A 16,357-nucleotide genomic window follows, 5' to 3' on the forward strand; every position below is an offset into this window, starting at 1 on the left:
AAAGCTGAGCAAGATTTAATTTACTGGGCATTCTTTGTTAATCTAACCTGCCCGCTAGTTCAACAAAAGCAGACGATCATGATGATGAACTGCTTCTCTGGGTTTTATGAAGGATAATTAAAGGGTATGTTTGGATATCGTCCCGAAATATTCTACAACTACCTCACGGAATTCGAGAGCAGCCCGCGAAATGTACCGATTCCTGTGCCATAACAAAGCGATCTCCCGTACCAAATCATGATTCTCTACTTTGAGATATTTGATATGTTCCCCAGAATACCTTGCCGTACTTGGTATAAAGGCTATGCCAATTCCCGCTTCTACTAGAGAACTTAGCCTAGCAGGTTCGTCACCCTTATACACATATGTAGGTACAAATCCAACCGATTTGCATATAGAATCCACCAGATCACGAGTACCGTAGCCTCTTTTTACACCAACAAAACATTCATCCCTTAGCTCAGTCAAAGATATGCTGTTTCGGTTAGCAAGCCGATGCCCTGTGGGAACAGCTACAAGAATCGGGTCGATGAACATGATTTGACATTCAATGTCTTCCCCTTTTATAGGAGGTGAGGACAAGCAAAAATCAACCTCTCCTCTATGAAGAAGCGTAACCATTTCCTGCATGGTGAGCATTTGCACATGAAATTGGATATCGGGACGCTTGTTCCGAAACTCTCGAAGGATCTGAGGCAATGTGCTTGCGGTGGTCACCGCCAATTCGAGTGTGCCATGTTCTGGGCTGGACAAATCGCTAATCTCCTGCTTCCCCTGTTCCAATTCAAACAACGCCCTTTCTGCACGGAAATAGAATCTGCTTCCAAACTCATTCAATCGCAGTTTCCTCCTTACACGATCGAATAACGGGACTCCCAAATCCTCCTCCAAGCGACTAATCGTTTTGCTTAGTGACGATTGAGTAACATGCAGACTTCGTGCTGCTTCGGTCATATGTTCCAAACGAGCTACCTCGAGAAAATATTTCAGTTGTAGAAGTTCCATAGCGGCAGCGATTGGCCCCTTTATTGGCGGGGTCATCATTCACTGGTGGGGCTGGCCTGCTATCTTTTTGGTTAATATTCCTTTCGTGGTAACAAGCTTTTTGTTAGCTTGGAAGCATATTCCTAAGGATGATCCGTCTACGACATCTGTTGCTCGCAACATGTCCTTTCGCAAATGGTTTGATTTGATTGATGCATCAGGAGTTCTGCTATTCACCGTGGGTCTCGTTGCTCTGCTCGTTGGATTATTGTCCGCAAAATCATCTGGTCAAATTTCATTTAATAACGTTATTGTCGGACTGATTGGCTTGGTTGGACTGGGAGCTTTCGTGCAACATGAGTTAAAAGCGAAGGCACCCTTTATTCCTTTACGGACATTCGCTAAATATCCAGCAATGACTTGGATCAATGTCGAATTCATGGTCGTTAACTTACTTTTTTACTCTCTCTTTTTCGGGCTTCCGTCCTACTTGCAAATCGTACGTCATGTCAGCGAGTTTCATACAGGGATGCTCATGCTAAGCTTAGGCTTGTGTTCGCTCATTGCTTCTCCAATAGCAGGACGATGGATCAATAAATCAGGACCTCGACCAGCATTGCTTATGTCCGGAATGCTGATAACATTTGGGTCCGTGTGGATCGTGACACTGGATCAGACTTCACCAGTTATCAGTGTGTGTCTGGCTTTAGCTGCATTCGGTATTAGTAACGGGTTGAACAGTGTCGCTATGCATGCGGCCTTATTCAAAAGTTCACCAAAAGAAATTATTGATGTAGCATCTGGAATATTCAATACCTCAAGATACCTGGGAACCATTCTCTCTTCTTTACTGATTAGCATTGTAATGGGAGATAATTTCACCTTCGAAGGATTCCGAGTGCTTGGGATGATCCTCACGTTAATTGCATTGTCAGTGGTATTCATGAATTGGCGGCACAAGGAGACAGGGCAGTTGCATGAGTCCTAGTTATCTGACAGTTGTAAATTATCATTCGTTACCTCAACAGTAAGCGGCAGCTGATCGTGAGAATCGGCTAAGCAGAATTCTAATTAGATATATACCTAATTGTAAATGAGAACATGTTATTGTCCATTCTGGTAATCGGTATAAGTTCTTGTCCTTGGTTTGGGACAAGAACTTGTACCGATAAAACAAAAAAGCCGCTTAAACTGCGACTTTCATTGGGAATATGTTCTTGTCCACCGACAGATTTTTTTCCTTATTATTGACACAAACTTCCCGTTATTATCTGCGTACGCGTAATATCCAAATCCCGATAATCCAAAGTCAATGTATGAAATTCCCCTTGAGGTGCTGATTAAGTTGCTGGGACATTTCAACTATCGTTTCCCGTTAGTTTAATCTAATGCTCTTAACGGTACATTTGAACAAACCACATTTTAAACCATGTTTCTCGTTAAAACCAATTATTTTATGCCACTGCTTAGTCGCAGAATATACAACAGACCGAGTTATGCCATTACCTTCTGCGGCCTCAAGAAGCTTATCTACCATTACCTGACCTATATTATCGCTCCGATTTTCAGGGCGAACATATAACTCATCTACCTCTAGATAATGCTCTCCCTGCTCGATTACAGCTAACCCATCGCTTACATTTATATCACCACCATTTATTATTTTTTTATAAGTAGTTCAATTGTTAATAGTCAAAATCCTTGTCAAAGATTACTGCCCGTTAACGTAGTAAAGGACAATTGTTATCTGTTAGCATAATGAATTTGCATGGAAGCTTAGTTAGATATTTTTTTAATCGGTAAACGGCTCATGTTCTTTGTCCGTTTCTTGACTTCTCTTCCCTGCTCTATGTTGATTATCCTCAAGATAACTGATAACCTCGGCTATTACTGAACCGAATGAGGCTTCAATCAGCTTCTAGATCTTCTGCACTCCAACCAATACTAGTACCCTTATTTACTACAAGATTTTCAACACTCCTTAGGTTCGTACTCCAGTTTTTCGCCGTCACTTATGGTACGGTTCACCGTGCTGTCTGCAACGGCAGGTTTAAGGCCATCCTTTTGTCAATGGATGGCCCTCATCGCTTTGGCCGGCTCCTTTGACGATAATATTGAACTCATGATTGAACTAATGTTATCCGTCGTAACAACCGTATAATCTTCCGTGAAAACGCCACTGAAGCACACGCGAGGTTCCGTTGTTGTCCGGTACCCTATTTTAAAGAACTCGACAGATTCACCATTTCGGCACTTACTTCCCAAAGACGAGCGGCCAATTTTCGATCATAGGTGGTTGACTTGGATTTAACTGTTTTTCGGTTACTGAAATATTTACCGGTAACCCCTTCCACTTCATGAGACATTGCTAGATAAACTGAAGTATCCGCATGCTTATCGGGGGTTTTTAGGAACGGGGTGAACAGCGAAGTTAGAAATTGTGCAAATCCCCCTTCTGTATAAACGCTGATATTGGTCTTTGCTTCTCCAGGATTAAGACAATTTGCAGTTACCCCCGTTCCCTCCAAACGCCGGGCAAGCTCATAGGTGAACAAGATGTTAGCAAGTTTTGTCTGCGCATAGGCCTTAAAATAGCGATAACGCTTAGAGAAGTGTAAGTTGTCAAAGTGAATCTTTCCATAAAAATGTCCAAGAGAAGAGACTGTTACGATTCGCCCCGCCTTACTCATCTTAAGCTGTTCTAATAACAGGTTGGTTAATAAAAAGGGAGCGAGGTGGTTGACGCCAAATTGCATTTCGTAGCCGTCCAGAGTGAGCTGCCGCTCTCGCGTTATAATGCCCGCATTATTGATTAATACATCCAGACGATCATAGTTATTACTGTATTCAATCGCTAATCTTCTAACGTTGGACAGTGCGGAGAAGTCACAAATCAACAAATCGATCTTCGGATTGCCGCTTTCTTTCACGATTTCCTCTTTTGCAAGTTCTCCACGATGTGGATCTCTACAGACCATAACAACTCTAGCATTTTGCTTTGCTAAAGAAATTGCCGTCGCTTTGCCCAGTCCGGAGTTTGCTCCTGTCACCATAACGATGCGCTGTTGTTTTAAGTCACTCATAAATCCACTATCCTTCCGATTTTATTCAACACGTATGTTGATTATCATGATTTACAAGTTATATAGTATGGAAGAGTCGAGGAAAACTCAATCATTAGATAAGCCGGGATATGTACACTAATGAATAAATAAAGATAAATCTGTCGATTACTCACTAAAAAATATTGGAGGACTTGCACGGGATGAAGATGGATCGGAGAAAACTGAAGACAAGACGGCTATTGCAAAAAGCTTTACTTGAAGTAATTGAGGAAAAGGGGGCTGGACGTGTTACGGTCAGTGATATTACCAAGAAAGCAGACGTAAATCGTGGCACCTTTTATCTACACTATACGGATTCCATGGATATGCTCCAAAAAGTAAAGGAAGAAGTATGGGAAGGTTTGAGAGAACGTATAGACAAACTAGATCCATTCGACTACCTGCATTTTGCAAATAACAAAGCGCCTTACCCCTCATTAGTGGATGTGGTTGAGTATTGTGGGGAAAATGCGGATTTTTTCCGAGTTATTCTCGGACCTCAAGGCGATCCATCCTACAGGATTCGAATTAAGGATTATTTAATAAAGCAACATTTATCCAACATACTGAATTCTGAACATCCTAAAGTATCAAATTCTTTACTGCCCTTCGATTTTCTCATTGCTAGTATCGCATCGGCGAATTTAAGCATCCTTCAGCACTGGATTGATACAGATAGACGACAATCACCCGGAGAGATCGCATTAATGATTACGCAATTGATAGGAAACGGCGCCTTTCAACTACTTGATACGAACCACTTGCCGAGAAGGTGAAGCTTCTAGGTAGGACAGATTGTCCGGGTTACTCGTGATTAATTCTGTCAGCTCCGGTTTGCCGCCTTTCCAGTTGAATGACTGTCCTTCGATTCCATAATTGAAAAGCAGGTAGCCCTCTTCTCCGTAGGCGTAATCAAGCACTTGAACGGCAAGCTCTGGATGCTTGCTGCTGGCGGATATCGCAGCAGACGCTTCCGCCCCGTACAACCACGCTTCCTGTCCAAATTTCGGGGTCTCCCCTTTTTGCAGCACGGGATAAGGCGCGAACACGAAAGTCGCTCGCGGATCTCCATCCCTAAGAGCGGCCTCCCATTTGTCGATATTGGCACCCGAGGAGACGGTTGCTCCCGAAGCCCCTGTCATCAGATTCGCATCCTGCGTTTTTCGGTCGTTCTGCGTAAAGTTCGGGTCGAGCAATCCTTCTTCGTACCATTGATTCATTGTTTTCAAAAACTGTATATATCCAGGCTGCAGCGGACCATACAACACTTTCCCGTCTTCGTGATAAAAATCGCGGATGACGCCGAACGCCCCGATAAAAGCTCCATCCAGAAAACCTTGCAGCGCATGGGTTTGGCTGCTGAAAGTCAATGGTGCACGTACGCCTTTTCGCTCCTTGAACGCGATCAACACTTGGTGCCATTCATCGATCGTTGTGGGGACTTCCAATTTTAGTTCCTGAAGCCAATCCTTGCGCAGCACCGGACCTGCCCACTGTGTGGTCATGCCGCCTTCTTTAAGAAACGGAAATGCATAATAGTCTCCGTTGTCCGTTTTCACCAATTTGTCGATATCGGGATGCTCCTGTAAATACTTTTTCAAGTTCGGCGCATGCCGGTCGATGAGTTCGTTCAGTCTTAAAATATATCCGTCTTTCAATGCCTTTTCAGGCCCACCTGATACACCATCCAGCCAATTATATTCGATAATGTCGGGTAAATTTCCTGAAGCAAGCATTACGCTGAACGATTCCTTTGCCTGTGTTGCAGACACCTCAGAAAACCGAATCGGTACCCCGATCCGTTTCTGCCATTCCTGATAAAAAGGAATATCGTTAACGCTCGGTTTGAGCGTCGTCTGGCTTTGCAGCCAGTACGTCAGTTCGGCCCCATTTTGGATTGGGTAGACAGCCTGCCCGTCTACCGTTTCACCGTTCGAAGAACGGCTTGCCGATTCGGTGATTTGATCGGAGACTTCATTCCGTCCCGAGCAAGCTGAAATAAGGATCAATATCACCAGCACAAGCGGCAGAACGGCAACTTTTTAATGGTCAACATATCTGGTTACTCCTTTTGAGCATGGGTTTCATACTTGAAACGATGGGCTCGGTTTGATAATATTCATATTAAACAGGGATGATTAGTCGATTATAATAACAAAAAAAGAGGGGTATTGAATATGATCGAATACCGCAATAGCGTTTTTCTTTGTACCTCCGAAATCACGCTCGGATTAATAAGTGGGAAATGGAAGCCTTTGATTTTAAGTCATTTATCGAAACAAACCTACCGGTTCAACGAACTTCAGAAGTTGATGCCCGGAGCTACGCAAAAAATGCTGACGGTGCAGTTAAGAGACTTGGAAAACGACGGATTAATCGCCCGGAAAGTGTATGCGGTAGTTCCGCCAAAGGTCGAATATTCGCTAACCCAATTGGGAGAGGCGCTCATGGTTATATTAATCCAGCTTCGGGACTTTGGGACAGATTATATGCGGTTATTTCCGGACGACGAACTGCCATCCGCAATACAAGAGCATGAGGTTAACGGGTAACAACTTGACGAGAATAGCTTCCATTCAACAGAATTAACCCTCTTAATTTACTACCTGCCAGATGCGGCGCCTCCACCTCATCGGCTTGTTCGTCAATGATTACAACCACATTTAGCGGAAACAGTTTGCCAAGCAGTGCCCACACCACGAGCGGATTGCCTCCAACCGAAATGTAGTGAACGCCGTCATCATCAAAGGCCGCGAGTCCTGTCACCCCCAATATATCCGAAGCAGAGTGTTCGATCCATGCGGAACGGGCCGGCCAGGCTGTACTTTCCGCGGATACGTGGATTTGCTCAGGACGATACATATATCGGTGTCCTCGCATAGCCTGCCCAACATCCACACAATACTCGTAATTCCCATCCGACAATCTCAGATTTAATATAACCCGGCCTTGTTCATTTGCTTCGGGTACGATATCTATTTCGTTTTCGAAACTCACTTCATTGTTATTCTGTTGCTCTGATGTACGGGAACCGATCCAACTGCGGGTGACTGCGTAGTAATCTCCCTCAGCATAATCGATGACAAAGGAGTCTGTCCCCCCGGCCTTCTCATACGGCAATAGATGAGCGGGATGCCAGCAAAGTAAGCTTTTTGTGGCGGTAATCGGTTTTCCGATTGCCGCAGGCAGCACCATCCCGAGACGGTATTGAAATCCGTATCCAACCATGGAGAGTTCAGGGCTTAGGAAACTTTGCGCGAAGCGTACAACCTCTTTGTGTGGCATTCGTTTGACCATCAGTTCTGTGAGAAAGCGATTCCGCGCCGGCTCGATAAATCGAAGTCCCTTCGCTTGATCCCCCTCCACGATCATAATAGGAACTTCCTCCCAGTTCTCAAAAGGCATCAACGCATCTCTCAGGAGGATCAGTTGGTGCAGATACTCATTAAACAACTGCATGATTTCGGGGCTACCCTTAGGCCCCATTAAAATGCTTACCACCTCTGGCGTCCACCGATGATTGTCACACTGGCTTCTATGAACAAGCTGGAGTAAGGATTTTTCTCCGTACATCAGCCAAGCCGACTTCTCTAAATAATATTCTCGAGCCCAGCTAGACAACGTGTTTCCGATTTGTTGCGCCTGATCGAGGAACGGGCGTTTCGTTTCATCTCCCGAGGCGATTAAGGCCAACGGCAGCACGGCTTCTCTTCCGGAAACTCCTAAGCTGGATTGGAGATTCCTTAAGAGCGACTCAGCGGCTGCAGAGTCCCCAAGCTGTAAGCAAACCGCCTCGAGTAATGCACTTATTTCGCGGACGATATCTTTTGCGCGGTACACTCCAGCAGGGAGTTCCCAATGCGATTTCTCTTGAGAGTCTACAGAACGAAACGTCGTAGTCTCGATATCAATTCGCGTCCCAAGTCGCAGGCTGCTATCCTCTATTTTGATCCGATATTCCAATTAATCTCCCCCTTTCGTTATTTCTGACTCAGTATAAATTCAATTGACATACTTGAGAAGTACGCACTTTTGGGTATGTCAATTTCAATGAAGTGACTAAGTTTCATGAAGGAAACCTTAGTTAACATAAGGATAGAAAATACCCGTAAATTAGGTAGAGCGAGTTTACAAGCCTATCATTATTCCATCCTATAATTGCAAAATGATAAGAAATTTATCTAATCGGTAATCGGACTATGTTCTTGTCCTTCGACATTCGGATTAGTACCTTTTTCGGCTGTTCACTTTACACAGAAAAAAAAACAGTCAGATCTAAATATGTAAGGTCTGACTGTTGAAATTATTCACCTGTCAATTCATCATTCATTCTTTGTATTTCATATAGATATCAATAGCGGCCTATCCAACATCAATTTCGGCCAAATGTTAAAGAATATGCTTGGTCAACTGATATAATTTTAGTGCGTCCTTCTTGCTAAGCGTCGGGAGATCGAGATCAACGGGCTTGGTTCGGTCCCAGGCGATGAGGGGCTGGGATGGAGGATTATCCATCAGCTTAATGATCGGTTGAATACTCCTCTCCACCGGCTGTGCGAAGAGCTTGCCCATTACGCGCAATATTCCCTTGAAAGGCTGGGCCAAATGATTCGTACCGCTATGGGTATATCCGGGATGGTTAAGTATGAAACGCGTCTTCCCGTTCTTGTGGTTCTCAGCATACGCAACCCCCAGCAAATCATTCGCCCGTCCTCCCTGCAGAGTCGCCTTCAACAGACCATACCCCTGTTGAAGTGTAAGGTCATCGTAGTGAACGAATCCCTTCGTCATTCCAGTGCCTCCGATGCTTACAATGACCGGATTGGTCCCCCTCTCCAACAATTCCGTTAAACCATAACTCAGAATAAATCGGCTGACATAATAGAGCGCAAAAGTGCTTTCAAAACCATCTGGAGTCAATTTCCGTTTAGGAAATTGTTGCATCGCTGTAAGCACCAGTCCGTCAAGCGACATATGGTGTTGTTGAACTTCTTGAATGACGCGGCGGTTCTCAGACAATGATAATAGATCAGCTTGAATAAAGAATGCCCGGTCTGCGGCGCCAAGTCGTGCAGCCTCGTCTAGAAATTCCTTACCCCGGAGACGGTTGCTGCCTGTCACCGTCACTCTGCTGCCCTGGCGTAAATAATAAATGGCGAGCCCTTTGCCCATCCCGGAAGTACCTCCTGCTACGAATAAGTCCTTCACCTTCCCACTCTCCCACATATGAATTAAGCTATAAATGTTGACTAGTCAACAGTTGTCAATTACCATATTAATAGTAATCTCCAATGCGAATCAATCAGCAAAAGAGCAGATCTGTTGTGTAGACAACAATAGATCCAAATTGTATTCTTCCCGACTACGGATCACGATACAAGGAGATGGTGTGGGATGGGTTTAGTGAACCCGAATGATCCTCGCGCAAAGCGAACGAGGAAATATATTCAGAAAGCATTTACGGATTTGCTTGTAGAAATGGACTTCGAAAACCTCTCGATTCAGGATATTATGGATCGTGCTGAACTGAACCGAGCCACCTTTTATAACCATTATCAAGATAAATATGAATTGCTTGAGTTAACCATGACCAGCGCATTTACGGAAATTCTATCAACACAGATTCCTCCCGGTACGCAAATGCAGGGTACAGAGCTGTTGCGCAATCTAATGCTGGCAGTCTGTGAGTGGCAGATTGAAACGACGAAGCTGCTAAATGCTCGGCGAACCCTTTCGCGGGCGATGGAGGACAATGCCAAGCAACAACTGTACAATGTCATCATCTCTTGCATGGCGCATGTCAAAGACCTCCCGGCGGAAGAGCAGCGAAGAATGGAATGGGTCGCGACGATGATCAGTTGGTCAATTTATGGGGTGGTTGTGAAGTGGAGTCAACGGCAGGAAGAGCCGGCGGAACAATTCATCGAGCATGTGCTGCCCTTCCTGATGTCGAACTTGCGTACGCTTAATCTGCAAGGCTCACAAGAGGAATCGGGGTAATCCAAAAGGGTATTTAAGTCTATCCACACCCCCTATTTTTTGCCGGCGCGTATGGTATGGTTCTCCGTGACTAATCTTCAACTAAACTGCTTGCATGGAAACATAGTTAGATACTTATCTAATCGGTAATGAGGCTATGTTCTTGTCCTTTATGGCAATCGGTACAAGTTCTTGTCCTCGAATCGGGGCAAGAATTTGTGCCGATAAAACAAAAAAGCCGCTATTTTAGCGACTTTCAATAGGACCATGTTCTTGTCCTTCGACACCTATGTTTGTTTGCTTGCCTCTTTTTCGGCAATGGCTAAACCATTGGTGTAAATAATTCAAAAGTAATTCTGTAGGGTGATATAATACCCCGGTTCCATATTCCCCCACATGTATAATCCTCTCATTTCTCTTACTAACCATCTCTACTAACTCATTAACAAAAGATTCCTTTCCTTCTTGGTATTTATCTGGGTACTTATTTGCTAATTTCGATATGCTTGCTCCGTAAGTGTCCCTCTAAGTTTCATCTTATCCTTCTTCCCCATGCCCACAATTAAACTAACGTTTCCCTTGTGGTAGATTGCTTGAATAATCAAATACAAAACTGGTTACTGTATGACGATTAAATAGAAGAGCGCTGCTAAGACAAAACGGTATAGAGCAAACCATTCCAATCGAAGTCGCTTAATCAGTTTGATGAACGTCGCTACTGCAATCATTGCCACAAGAAAGGATGTCGTAAAGCCAATTATCATTAGAAAGAAATCCTCAGAATTCAGCAAATCGCGACTATCGTACAAATCCAACAAGCTTGCACCAAACATAACAGGCACGGAAATAAGGAACGTAAAATCTGCGGCGGCTTTTTGGCTAGTACCAAGTAAAAGACCACCTGAAATCGTTGAACCCGATCTCGAAAATCCCGGCCACAAAGCCAAACATTGGAACAGTCCAATCCCGAAAGCTTGTTTATAATTTATCCCATCCATCGTATCAGCGGTTTCAGTTCTCCTACTACGTGCAGCGATGATCATCAACAAGCCACCTGCAACTAGACCGATCAAGACGGGGGTTGGGCCGAATAATTGGCTTTTTATTGTGTCCTTGAAGAGAAGATATATAATTAATGCTGGTAACATAGCCAAAATCATATGAACTACATTTAAGCCTTTACTTTGGGAAAAATCCAATCTAATCAGATTAGCACCAATCTCCAAATATCTTTTCCAATAAAGTATTAGAACTGCCATCACCGCACCCAATTGAATAACGATTTTAAAAGTTATTGCAGCGTCTCCCTCAAAGTTAAGCAAATTGCCTGCTAAAATCAGATGTCCAGTAGACGATACTGGTAAAAATTCTGTTAACCCCTCTATTATGCCAAGTATTATTGCTTTAATTACCTCAGTCATCTGTGGATACCCCCTTTTGGAAATTTGGTTGGTGGCAATAAACTACACCTTGTTTAATAATTTCCAGTATAAGGGGGACATCTATGTATTCCCATCGAATAACATAACAATATTCAATTTAGTATTACATTATTGTCACATTGCTCATTATTTTAGTCTTAATACCCCTTTGACTAACTAATGGCAGGAACTGCAATATCCTCCTTTTGAATTCTTGTTTGCTATCCAAGAAACTCATCTATTGATCAGTTCTACATCCAGTCTTCAAAATTATCATTTAGAAACTCAATCTCACGCTCATAGTGCGCCAAGTGCCCTTCCTCAACCATTTTTTGATAGGCAGGATTTCCATTGGCAGCACCCTTTCTTCAAAATTCACTTAAAATCATAGTAAAGGCACTAGCAGGTTAGCTTCAATTTTCCATTGTGAGATCTCGCCTTTGGTCACTTCTGCTTTAAAAGTGTTGTATTCCTGGTCATACATCACTACAGCGGCATTCATGACTTCATTAAGATTTACGCTTACCAGGGAATCATTCTCTATTTTATAGATAGATGTTTCCGCTGCTGTACCTGCAGTAGCAACGATTTCCTTAATCCCGTCCTGATCTACATCAACCTCCACAGTATGTGCTTCTATACACAGCACCTGGGGGGAAGTACTGAGCGACAAATAATTGGAAATAGGTGCGTTAGCTCCAACAGAGCCGGTCACTTTAACGTAAGATTGGCCCAAAACATCAACTGTACTTGTCGAATAGTCGCTAGCCCCTTCATACCCGATCTGTCCTATATCATAGGTTCCGTCTTTGGAATGAAGTACAGCATAAATTTTCTCTACATCATCATTCTTTTTATAAGTTAAAACCTTGGAATCATCAACCTCTTGGCTCTTCAATTGTTTAGATAGTTCTACTGGAGTGACTTTAGTTAGTGGTTCGGCAGTTAAAGACGTTGTATACTTCAACTGGAACTGCTTTGTTTCAGGTGCTACTGCATTGGCAGTAGGCTGCTCCGTTACACTGTTAATATTTGTTGCTGAAGGAGCATCTGAGGACGGGGTGCCACATCCCGTAATTACTCCTAATAAGATTAATGCTCGTACTGTTTTTTTCATTAAAGACCGCTCCCTACTTTCGTATTTGATATGATCTCTGACACATATCCCAATCATTATAGTCGTCTATTTAGACGGAAACATTCGCATATTTGTTGTGAAAATATCCAATTTTTTTCAAAACGTCCGCTAGCTGCAAAAGCCACTTTAGACGGATATTCCTGTCTCAATTCTTCGATGATCTGGCAACGAATGGCTTTGCTCGTCACTCCCCGTGTTGATTTGGATACAGCTTTTTTAGGTATGCGATCTCAGCCTTTAAGGCTATTTCTTCTTCAAGACGGGTAAGCTTTGTCTTGGGACGTCCTTTATGAAAGGCTTCTTGCTCTATAGCTCTACCTTCTTGCTGCCATTTCACCCATACCTCAACTTGTGTCTTATTCCGAATCCCCAGTCGCCTAGCCACCTCTCGATAGGACATGTTCTCTTCGTTCCCATGAATCAGTGAACTCATAACTTCTTCTGTTTTCTTGTGCTGAAGGAGAAGGCCACCCGATAAAAATCGTGCTTCGCAGTCTATGAAAAAACTTGGCATAACATAAACCTCACCTTTGACTGCCACATGTGTATAGAGTATAGAATACCATTTTGATCCGCGTTTACCCTTCATTGACCGTGCCAAAGATATAATACGGTTTTATCCCATTTGCAAATAGGCTATCGATCAGCTTGACCAATTCTTCCGACGATAAATCTTTGCCGTTGCGTATCCAAAGGCGAAACAAAGATAGTAATGTTGATATGTAAAACTCAACCAGGTATGGCGCTAAGACATCATTTGTTGGGAAGTCTGCAATCAATCTTTCAAAGGGAATTTCTCTTTTCAGGCGTTCAACAAAATGAACAGAACCATAGTCGCCCAAGAGGGCTTTCAAGACTGAAATTTCTTCGGTATTTTCCAAGCATTGAAGCGCATCTTGGAAAGTATGCGTAGAAAGTTCCCTGCTTGCCATTTCCTCGTGAATGGATTTCAAGACACTCTCTTCAACATAGTCCAACAACGCATAGATATCTGTAAAGTATTGATAAAATGTACTGCGATTATATCCTGACTTGTTAGCAATCTCTTGAATAGATATTTTTTCAATTGGTTTTTGGCTATATAAATCACAGAATACATTGATAAAGGTTTGCCTTGTTTTGTCCGTAATTTCAGGTTGCTTTTTCATGATTTGCCTCCATTTTCTGTTCAATCGATTATGCGACAGATATTAAAAATCTGATGGTTGATGACCGTATAGTGACTCTATACAATAACATTATACAACACGTTGTTGGATCATAAACAAAGATTATCAACTATTATAGGGAGGCTAACATGAAAATTTTATTCTTCGGTAGAGGCGTAATATCGACCCAATATGCTTGGGCGCTCGAAAAGGCAGGGCATACCGTTGAGTTTTACGTTAGAAAAGGGAGAAAAGAAACCTTCGGAAGCCATATCGCGCTTGAAATGTGGGACGCACGAAGAGGGAAACAGCTCATAAAAGAAAACTGGAACGTCACACTGCATGAGGAGATAGGGTCAAATTACGATCTCATTATTGCGAGTGTCAACACGGAGCAACTTCCATCAGCAGCACAGCTCCTATCGACTGCCGCCGGGAACACCCCAATCCTCATCTTCAATAATCTTTGGCAAGACTTAAAATCAGCGATCTCGCCATTGTCTATGAACAAGGTGGTCTTTGGATTTCCAGCAGCAGGGGGCGGCATCACGGACAATAAGCTTAGAGGCGGCTTTTTGAAAATGATATTTCTGGAGAAACCACGGGCAGGCACGGAACAGATGAACAACCAGATCAAAGAACTATTTGAAAGTGCCCATTTTAAAATCAGTTGGATCAAGGATATGCAAAGCTGGCTATGGAATCACTTTGCCATGAATGCGGCGATGGAGGCCGAGGTGTTAAAACGCGGAAGCTTTCCAGCACTTATGAATCATAGTGACTCCTTCGCAAATGTTGGTAAGCATATGAGGGAAATGATGCCCATACTTAAAGCAAGAGGCGCAAAGATGGACGCGATTACTCTACTGCTGACCAAGATTCCACCGGCACTTCTCGGCCCGCTTTTTAACAAGGTTATTTTTGCAAAGAGCAGCTTACCGCGACTTTTCGTCGAATACAACAATAGTAAAGCAGGTTTTGCGGTAATTGAAGTTGTGAGAGAAGCAAAAAAGTTAGGCATACCTTTGCCGCGTCTTACGATGGCATTTGAAAATACGGAATATGCAAAAGAAATATAAAGAAGCCTTCCGATGGTTTCGAGCGTAAGCCAAATCTGCTTCTTGGCATAAAAATACACGCTTTAGCATGCATCGGATTACCCATGGGGTTTTCCAATGTCTATTCTAAGGGGTGCACTCTGTCGATGCGACGGGCGGCTTAGGCAGTGAGGACGGGAAACGAGGGGTAACGCTATTAAGGTTTCGGGCGTACACTAAAAGATTTTCACTCAAATCGACTCCAGTTACTTTTGCTCCAAGCTCGGATAAACGGTAGGCTAATTCACCCTGACCACAACCGATGTCACAAATTCTTAGGTCGGCCAGAACAGATAGATTCTTTAGTTGTTGTAAAATATATCTGTAGGAACCTTCTGGCCCTCCCGAGTTCACCATACCGTTATATTGCTCAGCATCACTATCGTAGCTCCCCATATTCATCCTCCTTTTCTCATCAAATTTAAAGTCCTTAATCCGTTATCAAGTCCATTTATATTCCATACTGGTGTTACGTAATCCTGCCCGTTAGTTTAATAAATGGTGTATAAAAAGCCGCTGATTATGCGGCTTCTAATGTTACTATGTTTATGTCACCCGACACTCGCCTACTGTAATGGCCACATTTCCCTTTTTGCGTCCTGTTTCTGCGTATCTGTGAGCCTCGGGGATCTGCTCCAACGGGTAACATCTGTCGATAACTGATTTCAATTTTCCCTTTTCCATAAGCTCTTTGAGGAAGTGCAAATCCTTGGTGCTTACTTTCGCTATGCCCTGACCATCCACGGACACATAGGTTCCATTAGGAGCTAAGACTTTAGAGGATCTCGCTTTTGAAATTTTCCCAACGGCATCAAAGATAACATCATATCGCTCATTTCTGTTCACGAAATTTTCTGTGGTGTAATCAACGACCAGATCAGCTCCCAACGACTTCACCAAGTCTATATTTGTAGTGCTAGTAACACCGGTAACCTCTGTACCAAAGTGCTTAGCGAGCTGAACTGCCGATGAGCCCACTGCACCAGAAGCTCCATAGATAAGAACCCTTTGACCACTCTGAATGTTCGACTTTTTTAAGAAATACAGGGCCGAAAGCCCACCGAAGGCAAAGGCCGCTGCTTCTTCATAAGTTGAATTTATGGGTTTCATAACTACCATTCCGTCTTCATGAAGACACGTATACTCGGCGTAAGTACCGAATTTCATTCCTCGATAAGCCATAATCTCATCGCCCTTTTTGAATCGTTTAACGTCTTTACCTACATCTTCAATGATTCCAGACAACTCTACTCCTAAAATGGTTATTTTGGTTTTTCTGAAGCCGAGCAGAAATCGCATTGGGATCCACAACAATAGAGGAAAGTCAGAGCTGCGAATTCGAACATCCATTGCCGCTACGGACGTTGCGCGAATCCTCACCAGTACTTCGTTCGCCATCGGAACTGGTTTGTTAACCTCTGTCAGTTCAAGAACGTCCGGTGATCCGTATTTAGTGCAGACCATCGCTTTCAAATGGGTTACCTCC

Annotated in this window: 16 protein-coding genes and 1 pseudogene; 5 read left to right on the forward strand and 12 right to left on the reverse strand. The window is 43.4% G+C overall.

Annotation, left to right across the window (positions count from 1 at the left end; all coding sequences use genetic code 11):
* Positions 1-117: 117 nt before the first annotated feature.
* Positions 118-1,005 carry a LysR family transcriptional regulator gene (locus MHH82_RS15935; RefSeq protein ID WP_340966715.1) on the reverse strand — a complete coding sequence of 296 codons (888 nt, stop codon included), beginning with the start codon at positions 1,003-1,005 and terminating at the stop codon, positions 118-120.
* Between MHH82_RS15935 and MHH82_RS15940 the strand changes: the two are divergent.
* Positions 953-1,972: pseudogene (locus MHH82_RS15940) on the forward strand (MFS transporter); the annotation flags it as partial. The gene MHH82_RS15935 and the pseudogene MHH82_RS15940 sit on opposite strands and share 53 nt — an antisense overlap.
* Positions 1,973-2,359: 387 nt before the next feature.
* Here the strand turns inward: MHH82_RS15940 and MHH82_RS41655 are convergent.
* Both MHH82_RS41655 and MHH82_RS15945 read right to left on the reverse strand, forming a co-directional pair.
* Entirely contained in the window at positions 2,360-2,647 is a 288-nt protein-coding gene (locus tag MHH82_RS41655) for a GNAT family N-acetyltransferase (protein WP_353057768.1), read from the reverse strand.
* A gap of 553 nt (positions 2,648-3,200) precedes the next feature.
* Positions 3,201-4,067 (reverse strand): SDR family oxidoreductase, encoded by an 867-nt coding sequence (locus tag MHH82_RS15945; RefSeq protein ID WP_251495806.1) that lies wholly within the window; start codon positions 4,065-4,067, stop codon positions 3,201-3,203.
* A 182-nt stretch (positions 4,068-4,249) separates the two neighbouring features.
* Here MHH82_RS15945 and MHH82_RS15950 point away from each other — a divergent pair, with 182 nt between their 5' ends.
* Entirely contained in the window at positions 4,250-4,864 is a 615-nt protein-coding gene (locus MHH82_RS15950) for a TetR/AcrR family transcriptional regulator (protein ID WP_251495808.1), read from the forward strand.
* On the opposite strand, the gene MHH82_RS15955 is transcribed toward MHH82_RS15950, so the two are convergent.
* Positions 4,832-6,097, reverse strand: coding sequence for an extracellular solute-binding protein (locus MHH82_RS15955; protein WP_251495810.1), 1,266 nt, complete (start codon positions 6,095-6,097; stop codon positions 4,832-4,834). The two genes, MHH82_RS15950 and MHH82_RS15955, sit on opposite strands and share 33 nt — an antisense overlap.
* 168 nt (positions 6,098-6,265) lie before the next feature.
* Here MHH82_RS15955 and MHH82_RS15960 point away from each other — a divergent pair, with 168 nt between their 5' ends.
* Positions 6,266-6,640: a winged helix-turn-helix transcriptional regulator gene (locus tag MHH82_RS15960; RefSeq protein WP_036660404.1), complete on the forward strand. Its 375-nt coding sequence runs from the start codon at positions 6,266-6,268 to the stop codon at positions 6,638-6,640.
* On the opposite strand, the gene MHH82_RS15965 is transcribed toward MHH82_RS15960, so the two are convergent.
* The gene (locus tag MHH82_RS15965) at positions 6,630-8,051 is read right to left on the reverse strand and encodes a hypothetical protein (protein ID WP_051425294.1); all 1,422 of its coding nucleotides are present in this window, start codon (positions 8,049-8,051) and stop codon (positions 6,630-6,632) included. The two genes, MHH82_RS15960 and MHH82_RS15965, sit on opposite strands and share 11 nt — an antisense overlap.
* A gap of 426 nt (positions 8,052-8,477) precedes the next feature.
* On the reverse strand, positions 8,478-9,296 hold the full coding sequence (locus MHH82_RS15970) for an SDR family NAD(P)-dependent oxidoreductase (protein WP_015735362.1): 819 nt from the start codon (positions 9,294-9,296) through the stop codon (positions 8,478-8,480).
* A gap of 186 nt (positions 9,297-9,482) precedes the next feature.
* Here MHH82_RS15970 and MHH82_RS15975 point away from each other — a divergent pair, with 186 nt between their 5' ends.
* A complete protein-coding gene (locus tag MHH82_RS15975) occupies positions 9,483-10,088 on the forward strand; it encodes a TetR family transcriptional regulator (protein ID WP_015735363.1) in 606 nt (201 codons plus the stop codon).
* Positions 10,089-10,684: 596 nt separating this feature from the next.
* On the opposite strand, the gene MHH82_RS15980 is transcribed toward MHH82_RS15975, so the two are convergent.
* From MHH82_RS15980 to MHH82_RS15995, 4 genes are all read right to left on the reverse strand, one after another.
* A complete protein-coding gene (locus tag MHH82_RS15980) occupies positions 10,685-11,488 on the reverse strand; it encodes an undecaprenyl-diphosphate phosphatase (protein ID WP_015735364.1) in 804 nt (267 codons plus the stop codon).
* Positions 11,489-11,873: 385 nt separating this feature from the next.
* On the reverse strand, positions 11,874-12,605 hold the full coding sequence (locus MHH82_RS15985) for a hypothetical protein (RefSeq protein ID WP_340966724.1): 732 nt from the start codon (positions 12,603-12,605) through the stop codon (positions 11,874-11,876).
* A gap of 205 nt (positions 12,606-12,810) precedes the next feature.
* Positions 12,811-13,140 carry a helix-turn-helix domain-containing protein gene (locus MHH82_RS15990; RefSeq protein WP_340966726.1) on the reverse strand — a complete coding sequence of 110 codons (330 nt, stop codon included), beginning with the start codon at positions 13,138-13,140 and terminating at the stop codon, positions 12,811-12,813.
* A gap of 64 nt (positions 13,141-13,204) precedes the next feature.
* Complete coding sequence (locus tag MHH82_RS15995; protein ID WP_340966728.1) at positions 13,205-13,774, reverse strand: TetR/AcrR family transcriptional regulator; 570 nt, start codon at positions 13,772-13,774, stop codon at positions 13,205-13,207.
* A 149-nt stretch (positions 13,775-13,923) separates the two neighbouring features.
* On the opposite strand from MHH82_RS15995, the gene MHH82_RS16000 reads away from it, so the two are divergent.
* Positions 13,924-14,853 carry a ketopantoate reductase family protein gene (locus tag MHH82_RS16000; RefSeq protein WP_340966730.1) on the forward strand — a complete coding sequence of 310 codons (930 nt, stop codon included), beginning with the start codon at positions 13,924-13,926 and terminating at the stop codon, positions 14,851-14,853.
* Between the two features lie 105 nt (positions 14,854-14,958).
* On the opposite strand, the gene MHH82_RS16005 is transcribed toward MHH82_RS16000, so the two are convergent.
* Both MHH82_RS16005 and MHH82_RS16010 read right to left on the reverse strand, forming a co-directional pair.
* A complete protein-coding gene (locus tag MHH82_RS16005; protein ID WP_251495826.1) occupies positions 14,959-15,267 on the reverse strand; it encodes a class I SAM-dependent methyltransferase in 309 nt (102 codons plus the stop codon).
* A 150-nt stretch (positions 15,268-15,417) separates the two neighbouring features.
* Entirely contained in the window at positions 15,418-16,344 is a 927-nt protein-coding gene (locus MHH82_RS16010) for an NAD(P)-dependent alcohol dehydrogenase (protein ID WP_340966734.1), read from the reverse strand.
* Positions 16,345-16,357 lie beyond the last annotated feature (13 nt).

Source organism: Bacillus sp. FSL K6-6540, from assembly GCF_038007545.1.